The 22,774-nt window shown below is 71.1% G+C and carries 20 protein-coding genes; 6 read left to right on the top strand and 14 right to left on the bottom strand.

Translation table 11 applies throughout. From position 1 onward, the window contains the following. Positions 1 to 92: 92 nt before the first annotated feature. From RWE79_RS15610 to RWE79_RS15600, 3 genes are all read right to left on the bottom strand, one after another. Entirely contained in the window at positions 93 to 1,307 is a 1,215-nt protein-coding gene (locus RWE79_RS15610; RefSeq protein ID WP_475940678.1) for an LCP family protein, read from the bottom strand. Positions 1,308 to 1,413: 106 nt separating this feature from the next. Beyond that, positions 1,414 to 1,677, bottom strand: coding sequence for a DUF1876 domain-containing protein (locus RWE79_RS15605; RefSeq protein ID WP_475940677.1), 264 nt, complete (start codon positions 1,675 to 1,677; stop codon positions 1,414 to 1,416). Between the two features lie 53 nt (positions 1,678 to 1,730). Further along, positions 1,731 to 1,997, bottom strand: coding sequence for a GlsB/YeaQ/YmgE family stress response membrane protein (locus RWE79_RS15600; protein WP_475940676.1), 267 nt, complete (start codon positions 1,995 to 1,997; stop codon positions 1,731 to 1,733). 105 nt (positions 1,998 to 2,102) lie between these two features. On the opposite strand from RWE79_RS15600, the gene RWE79_RS15595 reads away from it, so the two are divergent. Beyond that, positions 2,103 to 2,630: an acyl-CoA thioesterase gene (locus RWE79_RS15595; protein ID WP_475940675.1), complete on the top strand. Its 528-nt coding sequence runs from the start codon at positions 2,103 to 2,105 to the stop codon at positions 2,628 to 2,630. A gap of 17 nt (positions 2,631 to 2,647) precedes the next feature. On the opposite strand, the gene RWE79_RS15590 is transcribed toward RWE79_RS15595, so the two are convergent. Further along, positions 2,648 to 4,132: an LCP family protein gene (locus tag RWE79_RS15590; protein WP_475940674.1), complete on the bottom strand. Its 1,485-nt coding sequence runs from the start codon at positions 4,130 to 4,132 to the stop codon at positions 2,648 to 2,650. A gap of 136 nt (positions 4,133 to 4,268) precedes the next feature. Between RWE79_RS15590 and RWE79_RS15585 the strand changes: the two genes are divergently transcribed. After that, positions 4,269 to 5,258, top strand: coding sequence for a glycosyltransferase family 2 protein (locus RWE79_RS15585; protein ID WP_475945830.1), 990 nt, complete (start codon positions 4,269 to 4,271; stop codon positions 5,256 to 5,258). A 26-nt stretch (positions 5,259 to 5,284) separates the two neighbouring features. Here RWE79_RS15585 and RWE79_RS15580 read toward each other — a convergent pair whose 3' ends face one another. The 5 genes from RWE79_RS15580 to RWE79_RS15560 all read right to left on the bottom strand — a co-directional run bounded on the left by RWE79_RS15580 (position 5,285) and on the right by RWE79_RS15560 (position 13,004). Next, positions 5,285 to 7,078, bottom strand: a complete 1,794-nt coding sequence (locus RWE79_RS15580; protein WP_475940673.1) for an LCP family protein — start codon at positions 7,076 to 7,078, stop codon at positions 5,285 to 5,287. 227 nt (positions 7,079 to 7,305) lie between these two features. Then, positions 7,306 to 9,060, bottom strand: a complete 1,755-nt coding sequence (locus RWE79_RS15575; protein ID WP_475940672.1) for an LCP family protein — start codon at positions 9,058 to 9,060, stop codon at positions 7,306 to 7,308. Positions 9,061 to 9,136: 76 nt separating this feature from the next. Then, positions 9,137 to 10,801: an LCP family protein gene (locus RWE79_RS15570; RefSeq protein ID WP_475940671.1), complete on the bottom strand. Its 1,665-nt coding sequence runs from the start codon at positions 10,799 to 10,801 to the stop codon at positions 9,137 to 9,139. A 96-nt stretch (positions 10,802 to 10,897) separates the two neighbouring features. Beyond that, complete coding sequence (locus RWE79_RS15565; protein ID WP_475940670.1) at positions 10,898 to 12,082, bottom strand: LCP family protein; 1,185 nt, start codon at positions 12,080 to 12,082, stop codon at positions 10,898 to 10,900. Positions 12,083 to 12,212: 130 nt separating this feature from the next. Continuing rightward, positions 12,213 to 13,004, bottom strand: coding sequence for a TIGR03089 family protein (locus RWE79_RS15560; RefSeq protein ID WP_475940669.1), 792 nt, complete (start codon positions 13,002 to 13,004; stop codon positions 12,213 to 12,215). Between the two features lie 206 nt (positions 13,005 to 13,210). Here RWE79_RS15560 and RWE79_RS15555 point away from each other — a divergent pair, with 206 nt between their 5' ends. The 4 genes from RWE79_RS15555 to RWE79_RS15540 all read left to right on the top strand — a co-directional run bounded on the left by RWE79_RS15555 (position 13,211) and on the right by RWE79_RS15540 (position 17,372). Next, the gene (locus RWE79_RS15555) at positions 13,211 to 14,668 is read left to right on the top strand and encodes a peptidoglycan recognition protein family protein (protein ID WP_475940668.1); all 1,458 of its coding nucleotides are present in this window, start codon (positions 13,211 to 13,213) and stop codon (positions 14,666 to 14,668) included. A gap of 147 nt (positions 14,669 to 14,815) precedes the next feature. Beyond that, on the top strand, positions 14,816 to 15,898 hold the full coding sequence (gene manB, locus RWE79_RS15550) for a mannose-1-phosphate guanylyltransferase (protein WP_475940667.1): 1,083 nt from the start codon (positions 14,816 to 14,818) through the stop codon (positions 15,896 to 15,898). Between the two features lie 36 nt (positions 15,899 to 15,934). After that, positions 15,935 to 16,909, top strand: a complete 975-nt coding sequence (locus RWE79_RS15545; RefSeq protein ID WP_475940666.1) for a DNA-3-methyladenine glycosylase family protein — start codon at positions 15,935 to 15,937, stop codon at positions 16,907 to 16,909. Between the two features lie 7 nt (positions 16,910 to 16,916). Then, positions 16,917 to 17,372, top strand: coding sequence for a hypothetical protein (locus RWE79_RS15540; protein WP_475940665.1), 456 nt, complete (start codon positions 16,917 to 16,919; stop codon positions 17,370 to 17,372). A gap of 635 nt (positions 17,373 to 18,007) precedes the next feature. On the opposite strand, the gene RWE79_RS15535 is transcribed toward RWE79_RS15540, so the two are convergent. The 5 genes from RWE79_RS15535 to RWE79_RS15515 form a co-directional block, all read right to left on the bottom strand. Next, positions 18,008 to 18,199 (bottom strand): DUF397 domain-containing protein, encoded by a 192-nt coding sequence (locus RWE79_RS15535; protein WP_475940664.1) that lies wholly within the window; start codon positions 18,197 to 18,199, stop codon positions 18,008 to 18,010. Further along, entirely contained in the window at positions 18,196 to 19,062 is an 867-nt protein-coding gene (locus RWE79_RS15530; protein WP_475940663.1) for a helix-turn-helix domain-containing protein, read from the bottom strand. The genes RWE79_RS15535 and RWE79_RS15530 overlap by 4 nt, the downstream gene beginning before the upstream one ends. Positions 19,063 to 19,459: 397 nt before the next feature. Then, positions 19,460 to 20,761, bottom strand: coding sequence for a coenzyme F420-0:L-glutamate ligase (locus RWE79_RS15525; RefSeq protein WP_475940662.1), 1,302 nt, complete (start codon positions 20,759 to 20,761; stop codon positions 19,460 to 19,462). After that, positions 20,758 to 21,714, bottom strand: coding sequence for a 2-phospho-L-lactate transferase (cofD, locus tag RWE79_RS15520; protein ID WP_475940661.1), 957 nt, complete (start codon positions 21,712 to 21,714; stop codon positions 20,758 to 20,760). Before cofD ends, RWE79_RS15525 begins: the two co-directional genes overlap by 4 nt. Positions 21,715 to 21,727: 13 nt before the next feature. Beyond that, a complete protein-coding gene (locus RWE79_RS15515) occupies positions 21,728 to 22,237 on the bottom strand; it encodes a cysteine dioxygenase (protein WP_475940660.1) in 510 nt (169 codons plus the stop codon). Positions 22,238 to 22,774 lie beyond the last annotated feature (537 nt).

The raw sequence follows: 22,774 nt of genomic DNA, 5'->3' as shown, positions 1-22,774 counted from the left end.
CTGGGAAGAGGTTCTCCATGATGCGGGCGGGTGGTGACACCCGAGCCCCGGCGGGGGGATTGCTTCCTGTTGCGGAGCGACGAAGTCGTCCGTCAGGAGCCCGAGACGGTCACCTTCTCGTCGTTCTTCAGCTCCGCCAGGAGCTGCTTGGACTTCGCCGGGTCCCACTTGATGGCGCTGCCGCCGGAGGACGTGGTCACCGAACCCGAGGTCGGCATGTTCATCGAGGTGCCCTCGCCGCCCTGCACGCTCTTCATCGCCCAGAACATCGAGGCCAGGTTCCACAGGCTCATGTCCTTGTCGACGATGAGGGTGTCCAGGCCCGCGCCCATCGTCGGGTAGAGCCTGAAGGGGTTCAGGACGGTGCTCGGGGTGGCGACCTGGCTGGAGAGGGCGGCCAGGAACTTCTGCTGGTTCTTGGTGCGGTCCAGGTCACTGCCGGCTAGGGCGTAACGGGTCCGGACGAACTCCAGGGCCTGCTTGCCGTCGAGGGTCTGCTTGCCCTTCTTGAAGTCGGCGCCGGACTTGGAGTCCTTGATGTCCTGCGGGATGTTGATCTCCACGCCGCCGACCGCGTCCACGATGTTGGCGAAGCCGGAGAAGCCGATCTCCGCGTAGTGGTCGATGTGCAGGCCGGTGTTGTACTCGATGGTGCGCACGAGCAGGGTGGCGCCGTCCATGGAGTACGCGGCGTTGAGCTTGTCGGAGCCGGGGGAGCTGTACAGCTTCCCGGACTCCGAGCCCTTGAAGTTCGGGATGGTGACGTAGGAGTCACGGGGCAGCGAGATCAGCGAGTTCCCGTTGTCACCGACGTGCAGGATCATCATCGAGTCGGTGCGCTTGCCGTCGGCGGAGCCGGTGTGCAGGGCCTTCTTCTGCGCGGCCGTCATGCCCTCGCGGCTGTCGGAACCCACGATCAGGTAGTTGGTGCCCTCGCCCTCGGCGGGGCGGTCTATGACCTTGGACAGGTCCACCTCACGGCGGACCTTGCCGTCGGCCCAGAAGTACGTGCCGACGGACCAGGCCAGCACCACGACCGCCAGGGCCAGCAGCGACACCTTGACCTTGCGGGCCCGGCTGCCGGGCACGCGGGGCCGGGAGGCACCGCCACCGCCGTCGAAGCCGCCCGGGCCACCGGGGCCCGGGCCGGGGCCGGCGGGCTGGTACGCCTGCTGGCGCGGCACGGCCCCGGCGGACGCCGCGGCGCGACGCGGGGACAGCTCGGGCGGCAGCGGCGGCTCGGAGGTTCGCTGAGCGCGCGGTGCCGGGTTCGTGTTCTCGGTCCAGCCGTTGGGCCATGCGTTCATGCCCTGCAGTCTGCCCGGTCGGCGGGCCGAAAGGACCCGTCGTATCACTTCCGCAGCAGAGCTGATGCAATTCTCACAGTGCCGTCACCGCCGTCACCGGACCAGGTCACCCCGTGAGGCGGGTGGGGCCGGCGGTGTGCTGTTCGATCACGCCCGCCGCCTGCTCCAGCAGCTCGTGGGCGAGGTTGGAACAGGCCCGGGACGCCGCCACCTCGTCGCCGATGCGCGAGTCCGGCTCGTCGGCCGGGCTGCGCCGTGAGTAGCCGTGGCCGCTCAGGCCCGGGGCGCCCTCACCGGTCAGCGAGGCCGTACAGGCCGTGCGGTTGCCGTCCTCTTCGAGCGTGATGTCGATCTTCCAGTGCTTCTCCATGGTGGTTCACCTCTCGGGTGCCGAGGAAGCCCACCCTCAGGATAGGCGCCGGTCTACCGGCGGGAGTCCCCGAACAGGACGCGGTAGATGATCAGCAGCACCAGGGAGCCGGCGATCGCCGCGCCCCAGGTCGGGAGGTCGTAGAAGTCCTTGGAGATCGGCTTGTCCAGAAAATGGGCGGACAGCCAGCCGCCGACGACCGCGCCGGCGACACCGATGAGTGTGGTCCCGATGAGTCCGCCGGGGTCCTTCCCGGGGAGCAGCAGTTTCGCTATGGCTCCGGCCACCAGGCCCAGTACGATCCAGCTGATGAGGGTCATGCCGGACATGCTGCCACCGCGATCTTGGAATCCCGGCTTCCGGTACGGCTCCGGTACCGGCCGGTAGCGGATCTGTAGCACTTTCACCACACCTAGGCTGGGCCCATGACCACCGAGCCCCCCGGCAAGCCGACGTCGGCCTCCCGCACCACCCTCAGCCACATCATGACCGCAGCCGACACCAACCTGCTCGGCACCGTCCACGGCGGCGTGATCATGAAGCTCGTCGACGACGCCGCCGGCGCGGTGGCCGGCCGCCACTCGGGCGGGCCCGCCGTCACTGCCTCCATGGACGAGATGGTGTTCCTGGAGCCGGTACGGGTCGGGGACCTCGTCCACGTACGGGCACAGGTCAACTGGACCGGCCGCTCCTCGATGGAGATCGGCGTCCGCGTCCTGGCCGAGCGCTGGAACGAGTCCACCCCCGCCACCCACGTCGGCAGCGCCTACCTGGTCTTCGCGGGCGTCGACGAGGCCGGCCGGCCCCGCACCGTGCCGCCCGTGCTGCCCGAGACCGAGCGCGACGAGCGCCGCTGCCAGGAGGCCCAGATCCGGCGCGCCCACCGGCTGGCCCGGCGCCGCGCCATCAAGGAGCTGCGCGAGAAGCGGGCTGCCGACGGGCTGGACGACTGACGGCCGGTGACTGAGGACTACGCGGGCGTCAGCGCGACCACCGCCGGGGCCACGGGCTCCGGCGGTACCGCCGGAGCCGCAGGAGCCGCAGGAGCCGCAGGAGCCGCCGGGGCGGCCGCCGACGGGACCGGGGCCGGGGCCGGGGCCGGGGGCGGGTCCGCGCAGAGGACCGAGTCGCCGGTGACCGCCCGGGGCGCGCCGTCGGATACCGAGTGCCCGAGCCCCACCGGCCGTACGCCCCGGTAGTCCGCACCCACGATCACCTTCATGATCTCGCCCTGTCCCGGCACCGGCTGCAGTTCGGCGTAGGGCAGCGCGGCGTAGAGCGCCATCACCGAGCGGTCCCAGCTGGGGTCGTAGCGGATGACGGTGTAGCGCCAGTCCTTGCGGGTGGCGTTGACGGGGGTGCCGTTCGCGGCGAAGCCGGTGGCCTTCAGGGCTTTGTCGGCCTGGCCGCCCAGACCGACGTACGGCGTGCCGTTCTCCACCTGGACCTTGATCTTGCCGGGGGCGACCTTGACCTGCACATGCGGTCGGGCCGAGCCCGACGGGGAGGCCGCCGACCGGGCCGCGAGCGGCCGGTCGGCGCGGATCGCGGCCCAGATGCTGGCGGCCCCGGTCTCGTTCCACTTCAGCGCGGAACCGTTGGTCTCGGCCACCGGCACCGTCGCGAACTCCGCCGACCCCGGGCCGAAGCCCCGCCGCAGCCCGCGGACCAGGGCGACCAGGTCGGCCGGTTTCAGGTCCTGGTCGGCCCGTACCGTCCCGAACGCCGTACCGGCGAGCCTGCCGAGCCCGCGGGCGTCGCCGAGCAGCCCGGTGGTGGCCGTCCGCCGGATGACCTCGGCGACCAGCCGCTGCTGGCGGGCCATCCGCTGGTAGTCCGTGCTGCCGTCGAGATGGCGGGAGCGCACGTACTGCAGGGCCCGTGCCCCGTCCAGCCGGGTGGTGCCGATGGGCAGGTCGAGGCCGGTGCGCGGGTCCTTCAGCGGCAGCGGGGAGCACACCTGGACGCCGCCGAGCGCGTCCACCGCCTTCGCGAACCCGTCGAAGCCCATCTCCAGGTAGTGGTCGATTCGCACGCCGGTCATGCTCTCGACCAGCCGTACGGTGAGTGCCGGGCCGCCCTTCGCCGAGGCGGCGCCGAGCTTGGCGGGCCGGGGGAACTCGGCGTAGGTGTCCGGCGGGATGCTGACCATGCTGAGCCGCCCGCCGTCCCGGGACACATGGGCCAGCATGATGGTGCCGGCCCTGGCCCGGCCGCCGCGGTCCGAGCCGACGAGCAGGAAGTTGGTGCCCGCGGTCCGCGCGGGGCGGCCCTTCATGTCACCGAAGGCGTCGACCCGCCGGATGCCGCCGTCCGTCCGGTCCACCACGGCGTGCCCGATGCCGCTGATCGTCAGCATGGCCAGCGAGATCCCGCCGAAGACGCGCATGCCCCGGCGGACGGGCCGTACGGGCTGCCTGCTGGCACGGTCGTTCGGGTGACGGGGAGCGCTCATATCGGCACGTTAAGGAGTCATACGGTCGTACCGGCGGAGGCCGCCCGGCCGCGCGCGCCCGCGTCATCCGTTCGCGGTAACGTGTCCGACCGTGAACGCCTCCTCGCACCGTGAGCTGTCCGCCGTCTCCGTGATCATGCCCGTGCTCGACGAGGAGCGTCATCTGCGCAACTCGGTCCGGCACATCCTCGAACAGGACTACGCGGGCGAGCTGGAAGTGGTCATCGCCCTCGGCCCGTCCTCCGACCGTACGGACGAGATCGCCGCGGAGCTCGTACGCGAGGATCCGCGCGTCCACACCGTCCCCAACCCCACCGGGCGCACCCCCGCCGCGCTGAACGCCGCCATCAGGGCCTCCCGGCACCCGGTGGTCGTCCGTGTGGACGGCCACGGAATGCTCTCGCCGGACTACATCGCCACCGCCGTACGGCTCCTCGGCGAGACCGGCGCGGTCAACGTCGGCGGCATCATGCACGCCGAGGGCGAGAACGACTGGGAGCGGGCCGTCGCCGCCGCCATGACCTCGAAGATCGGCGTCGGCAACGCGGCCTTCCACACCGGTGGCGCCGCCGCCCCCGCCGACACCGTCTACCTCGGTGTCTTCCGGCGCGAGGTGCTGGAGCAGCAGGGCGGCTACAACGAGGAGTTCATCCGCGCCCAGGACTGGGAGCTGAACTACCGCATCCGCGAGGCGGGCGGCCTGATCTGGTTCTCGCCCGAGCTGAGGGTCTCGTACCGGCCGCGGCCGACCGTGCGCGCGCTGGCCAAGCAGTACAAGGACTACGGGCGCTGGCGCCGCGTGGTCACCCGCTACCACCAGGGGTCGGTCAATCTGCGCTACCTGGCCGCGCCCGGCGCCGTCCTGGCCATCGCGGCGGGGGTGGTGGTGGGCGCCGTGCTCACCCCGCTGGGCCTGGTCGTGCCGGCCGGTTACGCCGCCGCCATCGCGCTGGGCTCCGTGCCGGCGGGCCGCGGGCTGCCGGTGAAGGCCCGGTTGCTGATCCCGGTGGCGCTGGCGACCATGCACATGTCGTGGGGCTGGGGCTTCCTCACCAGCCCGCGCTCCCTGGCCCGCAAGGTGATCGCCAGCCGCCGCCCGGCGGTGCGGGCGGCGGCCGACGTCTGAGAGCCCGAGTCCGGGCCCTCCCGCTTCTACCAGGTGTAGGGCGAGTACACCGACATGCAGGCCGAGGTGTCCGCGGCGTTGAGCGCCGCGGACTGGTCCAGCACCGCCTTGGTGTCGCTCTTGCTCGCCTTGGGGTAGGTGGTCCCCGTCGTCCAGTCGGAGCCGATGGTGAGCGTGATCGCGGAGACCTTGGTCGACTTCTTCACCGAGCCGGTCGAGATGTTCAGCGACTTCGCCACCGCCAGGGCGTTGGCCTTGTCGCCGTCCGCCGGGTAGGTGACGGTGGTGCCGGTCGCGGACGCCGCCGTGGTGTCCACGGCCGCCTTGGTGTAGCCCAGGGTGCTGAGCTTCCCGACGATCGCCGAGGCCCGGCCGGAGACGGCGGCCGCGGTGGTGCTGCCGGTGCCGTTCCGTACGGAGACGGTGATGTCGGCCTTCGGCGACGCGCTGGCGGTGGCCGTGGCGGTGCTGGTCTTGGTCTTCTTCTTGCTGGTCTCGCCGTCGACGGCCTCGTCGTTGCGCAGCAGCGTGAAGAGCTTGGTGGCCGCGCTGGTCGGCACGACGTGCGCGGTCGGGTTCAGCGGGTCGGCACCCCACGGCATGGTGGTCATGGTGATCCGCTTGGTCGGCACCTTCTTGATGTCGTTGGCCAGCGACACCAGCTTGGTGACCGAGCCCAGGCCGTCGTCCACGGTGAGCGCCTTGGTGGCGGACTCGGCCAGGTTCAGCAGCTTGGGCGGGTCCGTGAGCTTCGAGCCCGACTTGAGCTGGCGGATCATCGAGTTCATGTACATGTGCTGGGCGTGCGTACGGCCGATGTCGCTGCCGTCCTCGAAGCCGTGCCGGGTGCGCAGCCACTGCAGCGCCTGGACGCCCTTGATGGTGTGGCTGCCCTTGGTGAGCTTCAGGTGCGACTTCGGGTCGTAGATGTTGGCCTTGACGCAGACCGGTACACCGCCGACCGCGTCGGCCATGCTCACCACGCCCGCGAAGTCGATCATCATGAAGTGGTCGATGGAGATCCCGGTGAGGTTCTCCCAGGTGGCGACCGTGCAGCCCGGACCGCCGTGGGTCAGGCTCGCGTTGATCGTCTCGTTGGTCGTCGCCTGGTAGATCTTGCCGTCGGCGTCGGTGCACTTGGGGATGTCCACGCGGGTGTCGCGCGGGATGCTGACCACGGTCATGTTGCTGCGGTCGGCGGAGACGTGCAGCAGCATCTGTACGTCCGCGCGGGCGCCCACCGTGCCCTTGGCGCCGCCCAGCTTGGCGTTGGACGCGCCGGAGCGGCTGTCCGAACCGAGCAGCAGGATGTTCACCGGGGTCTGGCCGGCCGCGTTCGCCTTGGTCTTCTCGGCGTTGGTCTTGCCACCGAGGTTGAGCTTGTCCTTGGTGATGTTGGCGTTGAGGTGCTGCAGATAGGCGTAGGCGCCGCCGGCGGTGCCGAGGATCGCGACCGAGGTGATGATCGCCACCCAGCGCCATATTCGCTTCTTCGGTTTCTTGCGGCGGCGGGAGGCCGAACGGCCACCGCCGTTGCCGTCACCGCCGCTCCGGCGGGCGCGTCTGCCGCCGCCGTCGTCGGAACCGCCGCCCAGGTCGGACAGCCGCTCGTCGCCGGCGCCGTCGTGGCCGCCGTCGGCTGCCGGGTGCCCGTCCGCGTGCCCGTCCGGGTCGTAGGCCGTGCCGCCGTCCGCGTGGGACGGCTGCTGGGGGACGTATGCCACCCTGTTATCAGTCGTGTACAGACTGTCGTCCCACCCGTGATCACCGGATTCGGAAGGGGTGTTCCACTCGTCCCCCCGGACGCCGCTCTGGCGCATTTGGGCCCTCCCATGACGCGCTGTCCACTACGGTCACCTGCCGCGCCGCAGCGCCGCTGATCCTGGGTGATTCTCAGCTACGTGACTGTCAAAGTGCTGTGGGGCACCGCCTGCGACGTGGTGACGTCCGCGTGGCAGCAATGCTGGGGGTCACGATACATAAATGCTTGTGGCGACCAGGCGCGCTATTCCTTTCGGATATGTAAAGAGCCGACCGGAGTCGATCTTTATGACCACTGATATGGGGCATAAACGGGCATGCAGGCATCGGTCTCGGAACCGTTGATCGCATCGGCGGTGTCAGGCGCGGAACCCGCGCTGGGCAGGGTTTTTCCGTAGTCGGTGCCCTTGAGCCAGTCCGATCCGACGACGAGCGTGACGGACGACACCTGTGACGATTTCTTCACCGATGCCTTGGGGATGTCCAGCGCCTTCGCGACCGACAGCGCGTTGGCCAGGCCCTGGTCGCCCCCTGCGGCCGGGTAGCTGAGCGTGGTCGCCTCGCTCGGCTGCGCGGTGACGTCGGCGGTGGCCTTGCCGAAGCCGGCGTCGGTGAGCGCGGTCGCCAGGTCGGCGGCCCGCCCGTTGACGGGGCTGCCGGTGCTGTCGCCCGCGGTGCCGTTGACGACGTGGACGGCGATGGACGCGGCGGGCGCGGCGGAGGGGCCCGCCGACGCGGTGCCGGTGGCGCCGTCCTTCTTGCCGCTGCTCTTCGCCTTGCCGTTGGCGTCGAACGCGATGTCGTTGCGGAGCATGGCCCAGATGCCCGTGGCATCGGGATTGCTCGGCACGACATGGGCGTCCGGGTCCAGCGGGTCCTCCTTCGAGGGCATGGTCAGCATGGTGGTCCGGTTGGTCGGTACGGCCTTGAGCTGCATCGCGAGGTTGTAGAGCTTCTTGATGCTGCCGATCTCCTCGGAGACCTTGATCGAGCTGGTCGCCGCCTCGGCCAGGTCCATGAGGTGGCCGGTGTCGGTGAAGACGTTCTGCTCGCGCAGCGTGCGCATCATCGAGTTCATGTACATGTGCTGCGCCTTCGCGCGCAGGATGTCACTGCCCCAGGCATGCCGGGTACGCAGCCACTGCAGGGCCTGCTTGCCCGTGATGTCGTGGCTGCCCGCCGTGAGCTTGAGGCCGGACCCGCCGCGCTGGGCCGGGGTCGAACGGTCCCAGACGTTCTGCTTGACGCAGACCCTGACTCCGCCGACGGCGTCGGCCATCTTCACCACGCCCGCGAAGTCGATCATCATCCAGTGGTCGATGTACACACCGGTGAGGTTCTGCACGGTCGCCAGGGTGCAGCCGGGGCCGCCACGCGCCAGGGACTCGTTGATGATCGTGGTGGTGGTCGCCGCGTACTTCCGGCCGGTGTCCGGGTCGGTGCACTCCGGGATCTTCACGCGGGTGTCGCGCGGGATGCTGACCACCGACATGTTCTTACGGTCGGCCGACACGTGCATCAGCATGATGACGTCGGCCCGGGGCTTGTCGCCCTGGGTGTACTTGGCGCCGCCGAGCTTGAGATTGGCCGCCGAGTTACGGCTGTCGGAGCCCAGCAGCAGGACGTTGAGCGCGCTCTGGCCGGCCGCGTTGGCCTTGCCCTTCTTGACGTCGGACCGGCCGCTGGCGCGCTGACCCTTGCCGATCTGGCCGTTGAGGTGCCGGTAGTACGCCCAGCCGGCCCCGGCCGTGCCCAGGACGGCCACCGCGAGGGATATCGCGGTCCAGCGGACTATCCGGCTCCGGCGGCTGCGGCGCGGGCGGCGGCCGGTCCGCCGCCGCCCGCCGCCCCCGCCGGCGCCGCCCGCCCCGCCCGTGCCGCCGGTCTCGTCCGTGCCGCTCCCGCTGCCGCTGCTGCCAACGCTCCCGGTAACGCCCCCGCCCCCGGTGGCTCCGGTGCTCCTGTCCGGGACCGCGGTGGGTGGCCGGGGCTCGTACAGGCCCTCGTCCCAGCCGAAATCGCGCACGCTGCTGTCACTCATGTCCCCACCCCTGGTCCGGTGTCCCCGTTGTTATGACGCCTGGTGTGATGCGCCGTGTGTCAGATCGGTTCGCGGCTCACTTGGCGCACACGCTCTTGTCGCTGGCTTCGACCTTCTGGATGCCCTCGGGCGCCTTGGTCGGAGCGGTGATCGGCGTACCGGCCGCGGTGAAGTCCTTGCCGAGGGTCAGCGTCATGTTGGCCAGCGCCGCGGCCTTCTTGGTGCCCTCCTTCAGGGCCGAGGCGGGCAGCCCCATCCAGTCGGCCAGCCGGCGGGCCTGGTCGGCCTGGTTGGGGGCGTACTTCAGCGTCGTCTTCGCGATGTTCTCGGGCGCGTTGCCGCCGTTGGTGGAACGCGGGTCACCCTTGGTGTTCTGCAGCCAGTCCACGGTGTCCTGGGCCGCGCCGAAGACCCCGCTGCCGTTGTAGACCTCGACCCGGACGTAGGCGGGATCGGCCATCGTGCCCTTGAGCTTGCTCGACTCCGCGGCCTTCTTCTTTTTCTTCACCTCGGTGAGCGAGACGTCCTTCTTCACCATGGTGAACAACTGCGGGGCCCGGGTCTGGTCCAGGACGACGGTGGCGTGCACCTTCTCGGCCGGATTGTCGATCACGGGCACGGTGGCGAAGGTGATGTTCTTGGTGTTGACCGCGCTCAGGTCCTTGGCCAGCGAGCTGAGCTTCTTGACGGACCCGATGCCGGTGTCGACCGTCAGCGCCCTGGTGGCGACATCGGCCAGCTTGAACAGCTTGCCGGGACTGGTCAGTGTGCCGCCGGACTTCATCGTGCGGATCATCGAGCTGAGGAACTGCTGCTGCAGCTCGATCCGGCTCAGGTCGCCGCCGAGACCGACACTGTGCCGGGTACGGACGAAGGCCAGCGCCTCCTCGCCCTTGACGATGTGCCGGCCCTTGCTCAGCTTCAGGTGCGAGTCCGGGTCGTTGATGTCCTTGGCGAGACAGACCTCGACCCCGCCGACCGCGGTCGACAGGTCCTTGACCGCGTCGAAGTTGGCCATCATGAAGTGGTCCGGGGTGATCCCGGTCAGCGCCTTGACGGTGCGCATCGTGCAGCCGGGGTCGCGGCCGTCCTGGCCGAGGCTGGTGTTGAAGCGGACGTTCTCGGTGCCGGGAACGGTCTTGGTGCTGCCGTCCTTCTGCGTGGTCGGGCAGTCCGGGACGTCGGTGATTATGTCGCGCGGGATGCTCAGCGCGGTGGCGTTGGTACGGTCCGCCGACACATGGAACAGGATGGTGGTGTCGGCATGGCCGACGCTGCCCACGTCCCCGTACTTCTTGCCCAGGCCCTCACGGCTGTCGGTGCCGATCACCAGGATGTTGACCGGGCCTTCGGAGGTGGCGCTGTCCGAGCCGATGCTGCCGGTGTCGACGGTGTTGATGTTGTTGTTGAAGTGCTCGTACACCAGATAGCCGCCGACGCTGACCGCCACCAGGACGAAGCCGACCGAACCGGCCGTCCAGATCAGTGCCTTGCGCTTGCCGGACTTCTTCGGCTTGGGCTTGCGCCGGCTGGCCGGCGGCCCGCCCCGCCCCTGCCCGGCTGCCCGCCGGCCGGTGTCGGCGGGCGGCTGCTGCGGCGCGCGGCGCCGGTTGCCCTGGCTGGGCACGGCGGCCGCGGCCGGCGGCTCCTCGGGCTCCAGCCGCAGCTGGTAACTGCCCGTCTCCGGGTCGAACACCCACTGATCCGCTGGATCGACGTGCCTACGGCCTTGCGTGTCCACGGTCGCCTGTGCCCTCCGTCTCGGCCGCTGCCTCAGACCGATCGCTCACACTAGCCTCACAGTTCAGCGTCCACGGACGCCGAAGACAAATTCCTGTCACTCACAACCGGACAAACCATCCCGATCGGCGGTGGTGCCCCGATATGTCGGCGCGGGTGTGGCCGGTGAGGCCGTCGAGGCCGTCGTGGAAGGAGATGCGGACGGGGCGGAGGAGATTCCGCTCCTGGTGCTGTTGTCCGTGGTGTCCGTGGTCACCGCGACGGCGCCGTCGTGACGCAGCGTGCTGAAGAGCCGGTTCGCCGCCGGCTGCGCCAACTGGTCGCGGTTCGGGTCCTGTACGTACTGCTCGCGCGGCACCGTGAGGAACCGGACCTGGTCCGTGGGGGTCTTCTGCAGGCCGCGCACGAGGTCGTACAACTCGCTCAGCGAGTCCAGCCCCGGGTCGGCGGTGAGCGAGGAAGTGGCCGCGTCCAGCAGCGGATAGAGCTTGACCGGGTTGAGCAGCACGCCGGACCCGGTGACCTTGTTGACCAGGGAGGCCAGGAACTCCTGCTGGCGCCCCATCCGCTGGGTGTCGCTGCCGTCCCCGATGGCGTGCCGGGCGCGTACGTAGCCGAGCGCCTGCTCGCCGTGGAGCACCTGGCGGCCGGCCGGCAGATCGAGATGGGCGTCCTGGTCGTGCACGGCCTGCGGCACGCAGACCTCGACCCCGCCCACCGCGTCCACCATCTTCTTGAAGCCGGTGAAGTCCACTATCAGGTGGTGGTCCACGCGGATACCGGTCAGGTTCTCCACCGTACGGATCGTGCAGGCGGCCCCGCCGAACTGGAAGGCCCAGTTGAACTGGGCGAACTGCGCCCGGGTCTTGCCGCCGTCGGAGCGGCGGCAGGAGGGGATATGGGCCATCAGGTCACGCGGGATGCTGACGGCGGTGACGCTGCCCCGGTCCGCCGACAGGTGCAGCAGGATCGTGGTGTCCGAACGCTGGGTGCCGCTGTCCCGGCCGTACTTGCCGTTGCCGTCACCGCGGTTGTCGCTGCCGATCAGCAGGATGTTCTCGGCGGTGCCGGTACCGGTACCGGGCGCGGCGCTGGCCGGCGCCGGGCGCTGCGACTGGACGCGCCGCAGCTCCTGGCCGGTGGCGGTGTCCGTACGGATGTTGCCGTCCAGCTGCCGGTACAGATACCAGGCGGCCCCGGAGGCGGCCAGCACCGCGAAGGCCAGGCAGAAAGCGGCGATTCTCAGCAGCCGCCTCCGCCGCCCCGATGACTCCACTGGCATGGTCACATCTACGCCCCCGTTCCTCATGCCTGTAGAGACCTCTGTTCCCGGCATCAGGTTGTGCGAGCGTGTGCGATTTCGTCGCAGGACGCGGCAGCGGTGGCGGCTATTCCACCCGTTTCCGCTGTTGTTACCCCGTGTGGGTGACGGTGTGGGTGACCCGCTCGCTCTCCTGCCGCTTCACCAGGTCAGCCGCCGGCAGCCGGTCCAGATGGCGGCACAGTACGACCGAGCCGTCGGCGGCCAGCGGCGCCAGCAGTCCCGCCGCCAGCCCGTCCCAGCCGTCGAACGGCAGTCCCGACAGCAGCCGCGAACCGGCTGTCAGCCCCAGCGCGGCGGCCGAGGCGCGGGCCCGCTCGGTCACCTCCGCGCCCGTCAGCACCGTGCGGGCCGGCTCCGCGCCGCCGATGACGCCCGGCAGCTCCAGCGCGGGCGCGTCCGGATCCACCGGGGCGTACGGCACGAAGCGGTCCCCCTGCGAGGGGACCTCGACGGCGTAGTCCGCGAACCCCTGCGGCGGCTGCGGGAAGCGGCCGCCGAGCGGGCGCAGCGCCAGCGCGATCCGCTCGCCCCGGCAGGCGCGGGCGGCGTCCAGGTCCTGGGCGTCGGGCCCGCTGACGACGAGGTCGGCGCCGCCCGGGTCACCGCCGGGGACGGCGACCACGCCGGCGGCGAAGCAGGCCTGGAGCCAGACGGCGGACTGCCAGTGGGACGGCAGCAGCAGGGCGAGCCGGTCACCCGGCTGGGCGTCCAGGTCGCCCTGGAGCAGATTGGCCGTCTTGGCCACCCAGTTGGCGAAGGTGGCCACGGACAGTTCGACGCGTTCGCCGGTGGCGTCGTCGTAGAAGGTGACCAGGGGGCGGGCGGGCTCCAGGAGCGCGCGATCCAGCAGGCCGGCCGGGGTACGGGCAGTCGATGTCACCCGGCACAGGCTACCGGGGCCCCCGGTCGGCGGCCGGGCGGAGCGGACGGAAGCGGCGGCGGCATCCGAGGGCGGCACCCGAGGGCGGCACCCGAGGGCGGTACCCGAGAGAGGTGTCCGAGAGCGGTGTCCGAGGGCTCGGCAGAAGCGACTGCCCGTCAGATCCCCAGCTGCACATCTTTGCGGCTTATGTAACTGTTTTTCTCATGCGTGCCTTTATCGCCCCTGCTGTCGGTGTCGCCTTCGGTGTCGCCTGTCTGACCGCGCTCGCCGCCCCGTTCGTCATCCCCGACGGCCCGGCCGCGACCGCCCACCACGGCTCCCCGGGCGCCGCCCCCGATGCGGTGGCCGGGAGCACCCGGACCCTGCCGCTGTCCCCGCGCACCCGGTCGGCCGTGCGGGCCCTGGACGCGCCGGCCGTCAAGCGGTTCTCCCTGCTCGGCGTCACCTGGGACAACGCCGCCGCCGAACTGCACGGCGCCGTGCAGGTACGCACCCGCTCGGCCCGCACCGGCGTCTGGTCGGACTGGCAGAACGTCCAGGCCCACACCGACGACACCCCCGACGCCGGATCGTCCGAGGAGGCCGCATCCGGGGTGCGCGGCGCCACCAGCCCGCTGTGGGTGGGCGACTCCGACGGCGTACGGGTCCGGGTGCTCCCCCGGGACCGCGGCCCCCTCCCGGCCGGTCTGCGGCTGGACATGGTCGACCCCGGCACCGCCCAGAGCCCCGGCCGCGGCAGGTCCGCCGGCCATGACGGGGGAGGCCGGTCCGACGGGCACGGCAGCTCCGACGCGTACGGCAGCTCCGACGCGTACGGCGGGTCCGACGGCCACGACGGCTACGGCAGGTCGGACGGCTACGACGGGTCCGACGGGTACGACGGCTATGACGGCTACGACCGATACGACGGCTACGACGAGGAGTACGCCCCCCACGAGAACACCGGCGCCGGCGGCCGCACCGACCAGCCCGCCGAGGCCGCCGAACCCGCCGAACCCGCCGTCCTCCCCCCGGTCAGCAAGGAGGAGACGGTGGCCGAGACCGGCCGGGGCCCCTACATCGGTGCCCGTCCGAGGATCATCACCCGAGCGGGCTGGGGCGCCGACGAGAGCCTGCGCGAGCGCAAGCTGGTCTACACCAAGACCGTCAAGGTCGCCTTCGTCCACCACAGCGCCACCGGCAACAACTACAGCTGCGACGAGGCCGCTTCCGTCGTCCGGGGGATCTACCGCTACCACGTCATGAGCAGCCACTGGCGCGACATCGGCTACAACTTCCTCGTCGACCGGTGCGGAAACATCTACGAGGGCCGGGCCGGCGGCATCACCAAGGCCGTCTACGGGGCCCACACCCTCGGCTTCAACAGCAACAGCATGGGCATCGCCGTCCTCGGCACCTACAGCGAGGAACAGCCCTCCGAGGCCGCGCTGCGCGCCGTCTCCCAACTCGCGGCCTGGAAACTCGGTATGTTCGGACGCAACCCCGCGGGCACGACCACCCTCCTGTCAGGAGGAAGTGACAAGTACCGCAAGGGCGCCACCGTCCGTTTCCAGGTGATCTCCGGCCACCGCGACGGTTTCCGTACGGAGTGTCCCGGAGAGCAGCTCTACGAGGACCTCGGCGCCGCCCGCCGCTCGGCCGCCGGCTTCCAGGGACGCTAGGGGCGGGCGCCGGACGGGACCGGCCGCCGGTCGGCCGACCGGCCGTCCGGCCATCCGGTCGACCGGCCGTCCTGGTGCCCAGAACCGATCTGCATAAGATTGGCCGCCTGTGACACCATCCGCCCCGCCAGGAAGAGAGCAACCCCGTTGACTGAAGCGATCCTCCTGGTCGGTGGCAAGGGAACACGGCTGCGACCGCTGACGGTCAACACCCCCAAGCCGATGGTGCCGGCCGCCGGCGTGCCCTTCCTCACCCACCAGCTCGCCCGGGCCCGCGCCGCCGGAGTCGAACACGTCGTCCTGGCCACCTCCTATCTCGCCGAGGTCTTCGAGCCGTACTTCGGCGACGGATCGGCCCTCGGCCTGCGGCTGGAGTACGTCACCGAGCGGGAGCCCCTCGGCACCGGCGGCGCCATCCGCAACGTCGCGGACCGCCTGCACTCCGCCCCCGGCGACCCGGTGCTCATCTTCAACGGCGACATCCTCACCGGCCTCGACATCGCCGGCCTCGTCGCCACCCACCGCTCCAGCGGCGCCGACGTCTCACTGCACCTGACCCGGGTCGAGGACCCCCGCGCCTTCGGCCTGGTCCCCACCGACGCCGACGGCCGCGTTACCGCCTTCCTCGAAAAGCCCGAGAGCCCCGAGGACATCGTCACCGACCAGATCAACGCCGGGGCCTACGTCTTCAACCGCTCCGTCATCGACTCCATCCCGGCCGACCGCCCGGTCTCGGTCGAGCGCGAGACCTTCCCCGGCCTGCTCGCCGCCGGCGCCCACCTCCAGGGCATGGTCGACTCCACCTACTGGCTCGACCTCGGCACCCCGCAGGCCTTCGTACGCGGCTCCGCCGACCTCGTCCAGGGCCGCGCCCCCTCCCCGGCCGTACCCGGCCGCTGCGGCGACCGGCTGGTCCTGCCCGGCGCCCGCGTCGCCGACGACGCCAAACTCACCGGCGGCACGGCGGTCTCGGAGGGCGCCGTCATCGGCTCCGGCGCGGTGGTCGACGGCAGCACGGTCCTGGCCGGCGCCGTCATCGAACCCGGCGCCACGGTCTCCCACTCCCTCATCGGCGCCGGTGCGGTCATCGGCGCCGGTACGGTCCTGGACGGCGCCGTCATCGGGGACGGCGCCCGCGTCGGCGCCGGCAACGAACTCCGGCACGGAGTGCGGGTGTGGTGCGACGCGGTCATCCCGGACGGGGCGATCCGCTTCTCGTCCGACCAGTAGCCCGGCCCGTCCGGCGGCGCGCGTAGGCTCGGACCCGTGCACCCCGAGCAGCCCGGCCTCACCCGGACCCCGACGGCCGACGCGCGCGTACCCGCGCAGCGCGGCCGGACCCGGTGCTGGGCCCCGGACGGCCCGCTCGACCTCGCCCTCACCCTCGGCCCGCTGCGCCGAGGCCCCGGCGACCCCGCCTTCCAGGTCACCCCCGACGGGGCGGTCTGGCGCGCCTCGCGCACCCCGGCCGGCCCCGGCACCATCCGGATCGCCGCGGCCCCGGCCTCCGGCACCGTGGAGGCCGAGGCCTGGGGCCCCGGCGCCGACTGGCTGCTCGACGGCCTGCCCGCCCTCCTCGGCGCCGACGACGACCCCGGCGCCTTCACCGCCCGCCACCGCGTCGTCCACGAGGCCCACCGCCGCAACCCGGGCCTGCGCCTGACCCGCACCGGGCTGGTCCTGGAATCCCTGATCCCGTCGATCCTGGAACAGAAGGTCACCTCCGACGAGGCGTACCGCGCCTGGCGCCTCCTCCTGGGCCGCCACGGCGAACCCGCCCCCGGCCCCATGGACCGGATGCACGTACCCCCGGACGCCCGCGGCTGGGCCCTCATCCCCTCCTGGGAGTGGCACCGCGCCGGCGTCGACAACAAGCGCGCCTCCACCGCCGTACGCGCCGCCCGGGTCGCCCCCCGCCTCCAGGAAGCCGTCACCATGCCGTCCGCCGAGGCCTTCGCCCGCCTCCAGCTCGTCCCCGGCATCGGCCCCTGGACCGCCGCCGAGACACTCCAGCGCAGCAACGGCGACCCCGACGCCCTCACCCTCGGCGACCTCCACCTCCCCAACACCGTCGGCTACGCCCTCACCGGCGCCCACCGCACCACCGACGCCACCATGGTCGGCCTCCTGGAGCCCTACGCCGGCCAGCGCCACCGCGCCGCCCGCCTCATCCTCCTCACCGGCCGCCACGCCCCACGCCGCGGCCCGCGCCTGACACCGGGCAACATCGCGGCTCTGTGACCCGGTCATGGAAATGACGCTGCGAAGGATTTCCGCCGGTGAGGCGGAAAAGGGCTTCCGCCACGTAGTCTCCGGCTTCTCAGGAGATCGGAGCGGCGTGGACGGGGAGTGTTACCTCGGCCGCGAATGGCAAACGCTGGAACAGATCCTCCTGTCCCAGGGGCCCGAGCGGATCAGCGAACTACCCGTCACCATGGGAGACCTGCTCGGGGACGACGATCTCGGCACTGCCTGCTTCTTCCTTCCCCCGGACGAGGTGTCGATCGCGGCCCGTTTCCTGTCCTCGGTCGATCTCGGCCGAGCCGTAGTCGACCAGGCCGATTGCGTCGCCGACACCCTTAGTGACGGCGGCAGTCCGGACGGCCATCTGGAGATTCTCGGCCGATACCTGCACAAGATCCGTGACCTGTATGCCGCGGCCGAACGAGCGGGAGAGGGCGTTGCCAAGCTCCTTGAGGCCTGAGGTCCGTATGCCGGCAGCCATGACCGTCGCTGACTTCTCCGTGCTGCTCGTTGCCTGCGGCACCGGGACCCGATCCCAGCCCCCGCCGCCGCGGTCACGGACCGGCCGGCCATGGCATCAGCGATGGAGAAGGATCTGAAGGCCGCCGCTCAGGCGGGCGGTCTGTCCCTCCTGGACGATCCCAACCGGGACGAGAACGGCTGCCTCGTAGGCCAGATGCTCCAGCGCTCTTCCGGCCAAGTAGACGATCCGGTGAAAGCCGCAGTCGACCGGCTTGAGGACGGCGGCTGGAGCGTGCGGCAGCGGGGGGAGACAAAGGGATGCGCCGGTTGGCCTGGCCAAGATGGGGTGGTCTCTCCACGTCCGCGACTATGCGGCCAAGCTTTCGCCTTCCACACATGGCTTCGTCGCCCTGCTCGCCACAAAGGACAGTTGTCAAGAGCGTCCTTCGGAGTGATGGACACCTCCAATGATGCGGAGCGACTCCAGGACGTCTGGTGCGCTACGACCGCGCGGTGGAACTCCGGACGTCCAACGCGACCGCGCGGGGTCCCAGTCGTCGGGGAGGTCCAGTCAACTGCCCGCCGTCAAGCGCATCATCGACGCTGTCAAGCCCCTCTCCTGCCGCCCTCCACTCAGCGGCTGACGCTCCCGGCGAAGGAGACGAACGCCGCCCACCCGGCGGGGGAGAAGGCGAGCCGGGGGCCATGCGTGTCCTTGGAGTCCCGTACGTGGACGGCGCCGGGGCAGGCGGCGACCTCGACGCAGTTGCCGCCTTCACCGTCGCTGTAGCTGCTCTTGAACCAGGTGAGTTCGTCGGTGTTCATAGCGCTCCCAGCAACTTCTCGATCAGGGCCAGAGACTCACGCGGGGTGAGAGCCTGCGCCCGCAGAATGCCATATCGCGAGGCGATGACGCGTACCTCTTCCGAATCGGTGATCAAGCGGTTGTAGCCCTGGACCTCCGTGTACGCCACCTGTGACCTCCCGTTGGGCGTCACCAGCGTGAACGCGCCGGCAGTGTTCGGGTGTTCCTCGCGTCCCGTCGGCATCACCTGAAGTTCGACGTTCCGCAGACCGCCGATACGCAGCAGTTGCTTCAGCTGGCCCGCCAGCGCAACCCTTCCACCGAGCGGTCGGTGCAGGATCACCTCCTCCAGGATGAAGCTGGCAGTCGGCCCCGGCCAGTTGTCGAACATCGCCTGGCGGGCAAGGCGGTCGGCGACCCGGCGCTCGACCGTCGTCTCGTCCAGCAGTGGCCTGCGCATGGAGAAGATGGCCCGCGCGTAATCCTCGGTCTGGAGCAGCCCAGGAACGATCTGGTTGCTGTAGTCGTGCAATTCGACCGCTTCCTGCTCCATCCGCGCGTAGTCCCGGAACCACGCCGGATGCCGCACGCGGGCCTTCGCCTTCGCCCGTACGACATCCTCCACCGCCACTTTCAGCAGCCCGCCCGCGCCCAACAGGTCGTCCGCCGCGACCAGATACTCCGGCTGCGGGATCCGCCGCCCCCGTTCGAGCGAGGAGATCTGCTCCTCGCCGTAGCCCAGCCGCTCGCCCAACTCCCTTTGCGTGAGCCCCGCACGCTCCCGGAGCAGCTTGATCTGCCGCCCCAGCGCCCGGAAGAGATCGGAAGCGGCGTTCGCGTCCTCCGCCGGCTCCGGGCGCTCTCCTCGTTCGGTGTCCGCCATCCCCCGTCACCTCCGGAAGGTCGCTTTCGGTATCCGTTCGGGCACTTTGCGTGCCGAAGTCGCTCCGCGTCAGGGTAGGGCCGACCGGACACGCCCGGCGGTGCGAAACCCGGAATCATCACCCCCGTCGCCTGCTTCAGGCACCCAGGGGAGCGCGGCGACGCAGGATGCGACGCGACTGCCCCCGGTCGCTCCGGTCCGTGGCCTCCCAGGTGCGGCGGAGCAGGCCGGTGAGAGGGGCGCGTCCGGGATCTTGAGCAACGCGAGCTCTTCAGCGCTGCCGCAATGGCGGTCGCACCGAGCCTCGTCCGGGTGGGCGGCCATGTCCTGGAAGGCGTCAGCCACGTGGGCGAGGGCGCCGGCGGCGAGGGAGTCAGCAAGGTCACCGCTCATCCGGCTAGCGCACCGCGATGAAGCCCTCCGCGCCCCGTGCGGCCCGCGCGGGCGGCGGTGACGCCGGGCGCCCCACCGCGACCGCGCCCATCGGGTCCCAGTCGCCGGGCAGGCCCAGCACGTCGCGTACGACGTCGCGGCAGAACATCGTGGACGACACCCAGGCCGACCCGAGCTGTTCGCCCGCCAGGGCCACCAGCAGGTTCTGTACGCCCGCGCCGGCCGCGACCACGAACATCTCGCGTTCCGCGGCGTTGCGACGGGCGTCCGGATAGGTGTGCGCACCGTCGGCGACCAGGCAGGGCACGATCAGGTAGGGCGCCTTGCGCAGCACGTCCCCGCGCCGCAGGCGCTTGTCGACCGAGGACTCGCTGAAGCCGTCCCCGCGCAGGTCTGCCGCCCAGGCGTCCCGCATGGCGTCGAGGAGCCGGACGCGCGCTTCCTCCGTCTCCAGCAGCACGAACCGCCACGGCGTGGTGTGGTGCGGGGCCGGAGCCGTGACCGCCAGGGCCACGGCCCGCCGGACCGCGGCGCCGTCCACCGGCTCGGCGGTGAAGTCCCGGACGGTGCGCCGGAGCGAGACCGCCTCGCGCACCGCCTCCGAGGTGCCGAGCCGGAACATGTCGTTGACCGACGAGCGGACCAGGGCGCGGGCGCCGGGGCCGTCGTCGTGCGGACCGGCGACGAGGTGGTCCAGCCCGCGCACGACGGCGACGGGGAGGCCGTTGGCCTTGCCCTTGACGAGGTCGCCGGCGCCGGCGAGTTCATCGGCGGTGGCGGTGACGGTGACGGCGAGTTCGTTGCCGTGGGAGTCGGTGGCGCCGCGCAGGTCGTCCAGGACGTGGAGCCCGGCGGCGCCGATGGCGACGTCCGTCAGCCCCTCGCGCCAGGGCCGGCCGAAGGTGTCCGTGACGACGACGCCGACGTTGACGCCGAGCGCGTCGCGCAGGCCGTCCCGTACGGCCCGCGCCGAGGCGTCGGGGTCCTCCGGCAGCAGCAGCACCGTCCCGGCGGCGGTGTTGGACGCGTCGACGCCGGCCGCCGCCATGACGAAGCCGTGGCGGGTCTCGACGATGCGGGTGGGCCCGCGGCGGGCGACGAGCCGGACCGTCTCGGCGTCGATGGCGGCCTCGCGGTCGTCGGCCGCGACGATCCGCCCCTCCGCCTTGCTGACGATCTTCGAGGTGATCACGAGCACGTCGCCGTCGGCCAGTTCGGGGGCCGCGGCGGTGATGAGTTTGGCGAGGTCGTCGCCCGGCTGGATCTCGGGCAGTCCGGCGACCGCCCACACGCGGTACGTGCTCACGCCCGGACCTCCTCGGCCAGGGCCAGCGCGGCCCGGGCCATCTCGGCCGTGGCCTGGAGGTCGGTCATCATCAGCGGCACCGCGCGGCAGCGGATGCCCGCCGACTCGACCTCCTCCACCACGCCGGCGTCGACCGTGTCGACCAGCCAGCCGTCGAGCAGTCCCGAGCCGTAGTGCGCGGCGACGGCCGCCGCCGTGGACTCGACGCCGACCGCGGCCAGCACCTTGTCGGCCATGCCCCGCACCGGCGCGTCACCGACGATCGGCGAGAGCCCGACCACCGGAACGCCCGCCTCCGCGATGGCCTCCCGGATGCCCGGCACGGCGAGGATCGTGCCCACCGACACCACCGGGTTGGACGGCGGGAAGACGATCACGTCCGCCTCGCCGATGGCCTCCAGCACCCCCGGCGCGGGCTTCGCGCCCTCCGCCCCGACCGGAAGCACGGCGTGCGCGTCGACGGACGCCCGCAGCCGCACCCAGTACTCCTGGAAGTGGACGGCCTTGCGCTCGCCGTCGGCGTCGACCAGGACGTGGGTCTCGACCCGGTCGTCCGTCATCGGGATGAGCCGTACACCGGGCTGCCAGCGTGCGCAGAGCGCCTCGGTGACCGCGCTGAGCGGATAGCCCGCGCCGATCATCTGCGTGCGCACGATGTGGGTGGCGAAGTCGCGGTCGCCCAGACCGAACCACTCGGGCCCGACGCCGTACGCCGCGAGTTCCTCCTTGACGGTGAAGGTCTCCTCGGCGCGGCCCCAGCCCTGTTCCTCGTGGATGCCGCCGCCGAGGGTGTACATGACGGTGTCGAGGTCGGGGCAGACCTTGAGGCCGAACAGGTGGATGTCGTCGCCGGTGTTGCCGATGACGGTGATGTCCGCCTCCGGTGCCGCTGCCTTGAGGCCGCGCAGGAAGCGGGCACCCCCGATGCCTCCGGCCAGAACCACGATTCGCATGTGGCCAAGTGTGTCAGCCCGCGACCTGCTCCGAAGCGGCGGGCGTGGTGCCGGTGCAGGCGTACGGGGTCATCTCGGTGAGGCCGGGGAAGTACACGTGCAGGCTGACGGCCGGCTCCAGCGAGTCGTTGACGACCTCGTGGACGTATCCGGGGGCGAAGACCCGCTGGTCGTCCGCGCTCAGCGCGCGCCGGGTCTCGCCGGTGCCGCCCAGGGCGCGTTCGCTCAGCTCGCCCTGGAGCACGGTGAGCACGCCGGAGGAGCGGCCGTGGTCGTGCAGACCGCTGCTCTGGCCGGGGAGCCAGCTGAGCAGCCAGACCTCGTAGCCGGGGCCGGTCTCCAGGCGGGCGTACCAGCGGGTGGTGGCGTCGTACTCCACCAGCGGGGCCCAGCGCTCGCGGTCGGCGGCGATCGTACGGGCCAGGCCCGCGAAACCGGCGACGGTGACCGGGTGCCGGGGCACGGGCGGCAGGAGGTGGGGGACGGCGAGCGGGTCGCCGGCGATCTCGACATCGCTGTTCATGCGGGGCGTTCCTACGATTCGTAGAAGAGGAGCGTCGTGGATGCATATGGCTGTGCGGAGCCGGGCAGGGACGGAGAGTCGGGCCTCAGCGACAACAGCTGGCACAGCTGGAACAGCGACAGTGGGCTTCCACGGCGCAGCGGAACTCGGCGAGGCGAGTCCGGGCGGGCACGTGGGTCACTGGCATGTTCCCTAGCAGACCGGGTCAAGGGTGCGGCTGTCAACTCGGCTCCTGGGTCCTGTCCGCGATGTCGCGAATGTTTCACCTGATCCGGCTATTTGGTGTGGTGAAAGGTTTGTGCGTAGACGTGCGCGGATAGGCGGTGCTGCAACCGCACGGGTACGCAGGAACGTCTCCTCGGGAAACGTCGTTGTGCTTTTGTGATCACTCCGTGATCACGCCCCCTCGGAGTCGGTCGTCGAGGCGTTGTCGGGCGGTTGACGTATGTGGTCCTTTGAGCTGATTTGAACACTTTCTGTCAGCGCTTGGTTCCGCAGGGTGAATAACGGGCCCAATAGCAGATCCCGGCTTGACTG

The organism is Streptomyces sp. RLA131 (assembly GCF_056270125.1).
Note: the sequence above shows the minus strand (reverse complement) of the source record. Positions and strands in the feature narration are given on the sequence as shown.

What these genes read in the sequence shown, in the direction of transcription:
- RWE79_RS15610 (WP_475940678.1), bottom strand. Translation starts at nt 1,307, where the DNA reads ATGAACGCATGGCCCAACGGCTGGACCGAGAACACGAACCCGGCACCG.
- RWE79_RS15605 (WP_475940677.1), bottom strand. Translation starts at nt 1,677, where the DNA reads ATGGAGAAGCACTGGAAGATCGACATCACGCTCGAAGAGGACGGCAAC.
- RWE79_RS15600 (WP_475940676.1), bottom strand. Translation starts at nt 1,997, where the DNA reads ATGACCCTCATCAGCTGGATCGTACTGGGCCTGGTGGCCGGAGCCATA.
- RWE79_RS15595 (WP_475940675.1), top strand. Translation starts at nt 2,103, where the DNA reads ATGACCACCGAGCCCCCCGGCAAGCCGACGTCGGCCTCCCGCACCACC.
- RWE79_RS15590 (WP_475940674.1), bottom strand. Translation starts at nt 4,132, where the DNA reads ATGAGCGCTCCCCGTCACCCGAACGACCGTGCCAGCAGGCAGCCCGTA.
- RWE79_RS15585 (WP_475945830.1), top strand. Translation starts at nt 4,269, where the DNA reads ATGCCCGTGCTCGACGAGGAGCGTCATCTGCGCAACTCGGTCCGGCAC.
- RWE79_RS15580 (WP_475940673.1), bottom strand. Translation starts at nt 7,078, where the DNA reads ATGCGCCAGAGCGGCGTCCGGGGGGACGAGTGGAACACCCCTTCCGAA.
- RWE79_RS15575 (WP_475940672.1), bottom strand. Translation starts at nt 9,060, where the DNA reads ATGAGTGACAGCAGCGTGCGCGATTTCGGCTGGGACGAGGGCCTGTAC.
- RWE79_RS15565 (WP_475940670.1), bottom strand. Translation starts at nt 12,082, where the DNA reads ATGCCAGTGGAGTCATCGGGGCGGCGGAGGCGGCTGCTGAGAATCGCC.
- RWE79_RS15555 (WP_475940668.1), top strand. Translation starts at nt 13,211, where the DNA reads ATGCGTGCCTTTATCGCCCCTGCTGTCGGTGTCGCCTTCGGTGTCGCC.
- RWE79_RS15540 (WP_475940665.1), top strand. Translation starts at nt 16,917, where the DNA reads ATGGAAATGACGCTGCGAAGGATTTCCGCCGGTGAGGCGGAAAAGGGC.
- RWE79_RS15535 (WP_475940664.1), bottom strand. Translation starts at nt 18,199, where the DNA reads ATGAACACCGACGAACTCACCTGGTTCAAGAGCAGCTACAGCGACGGT.
- RWE79_RS15530 (WP_475940663.1), bottom strand. Translation starts at nt 19,062, where the DNA reads ATGGCGGACACCGAACGAGGAGAGCGCCCGGAGCCGGCGGAGGACGCG.
- cofD (WP_475940661.1), bottom strand. Translation starts at nt 21,714, where the DNA reads ATGCGAATCGTGGTTCTGGCCGGAGGCATCGGGGGTGCCCGCTTCCTG.
- RWE79_RS15515 (WP_475940660.1), bottom strand. Translation starts at nt 22,237, where the DNA reads ATGAACAGCGATGTCGAGATCGCCGGCGACCCGCTCGCCGTCCCCCAC.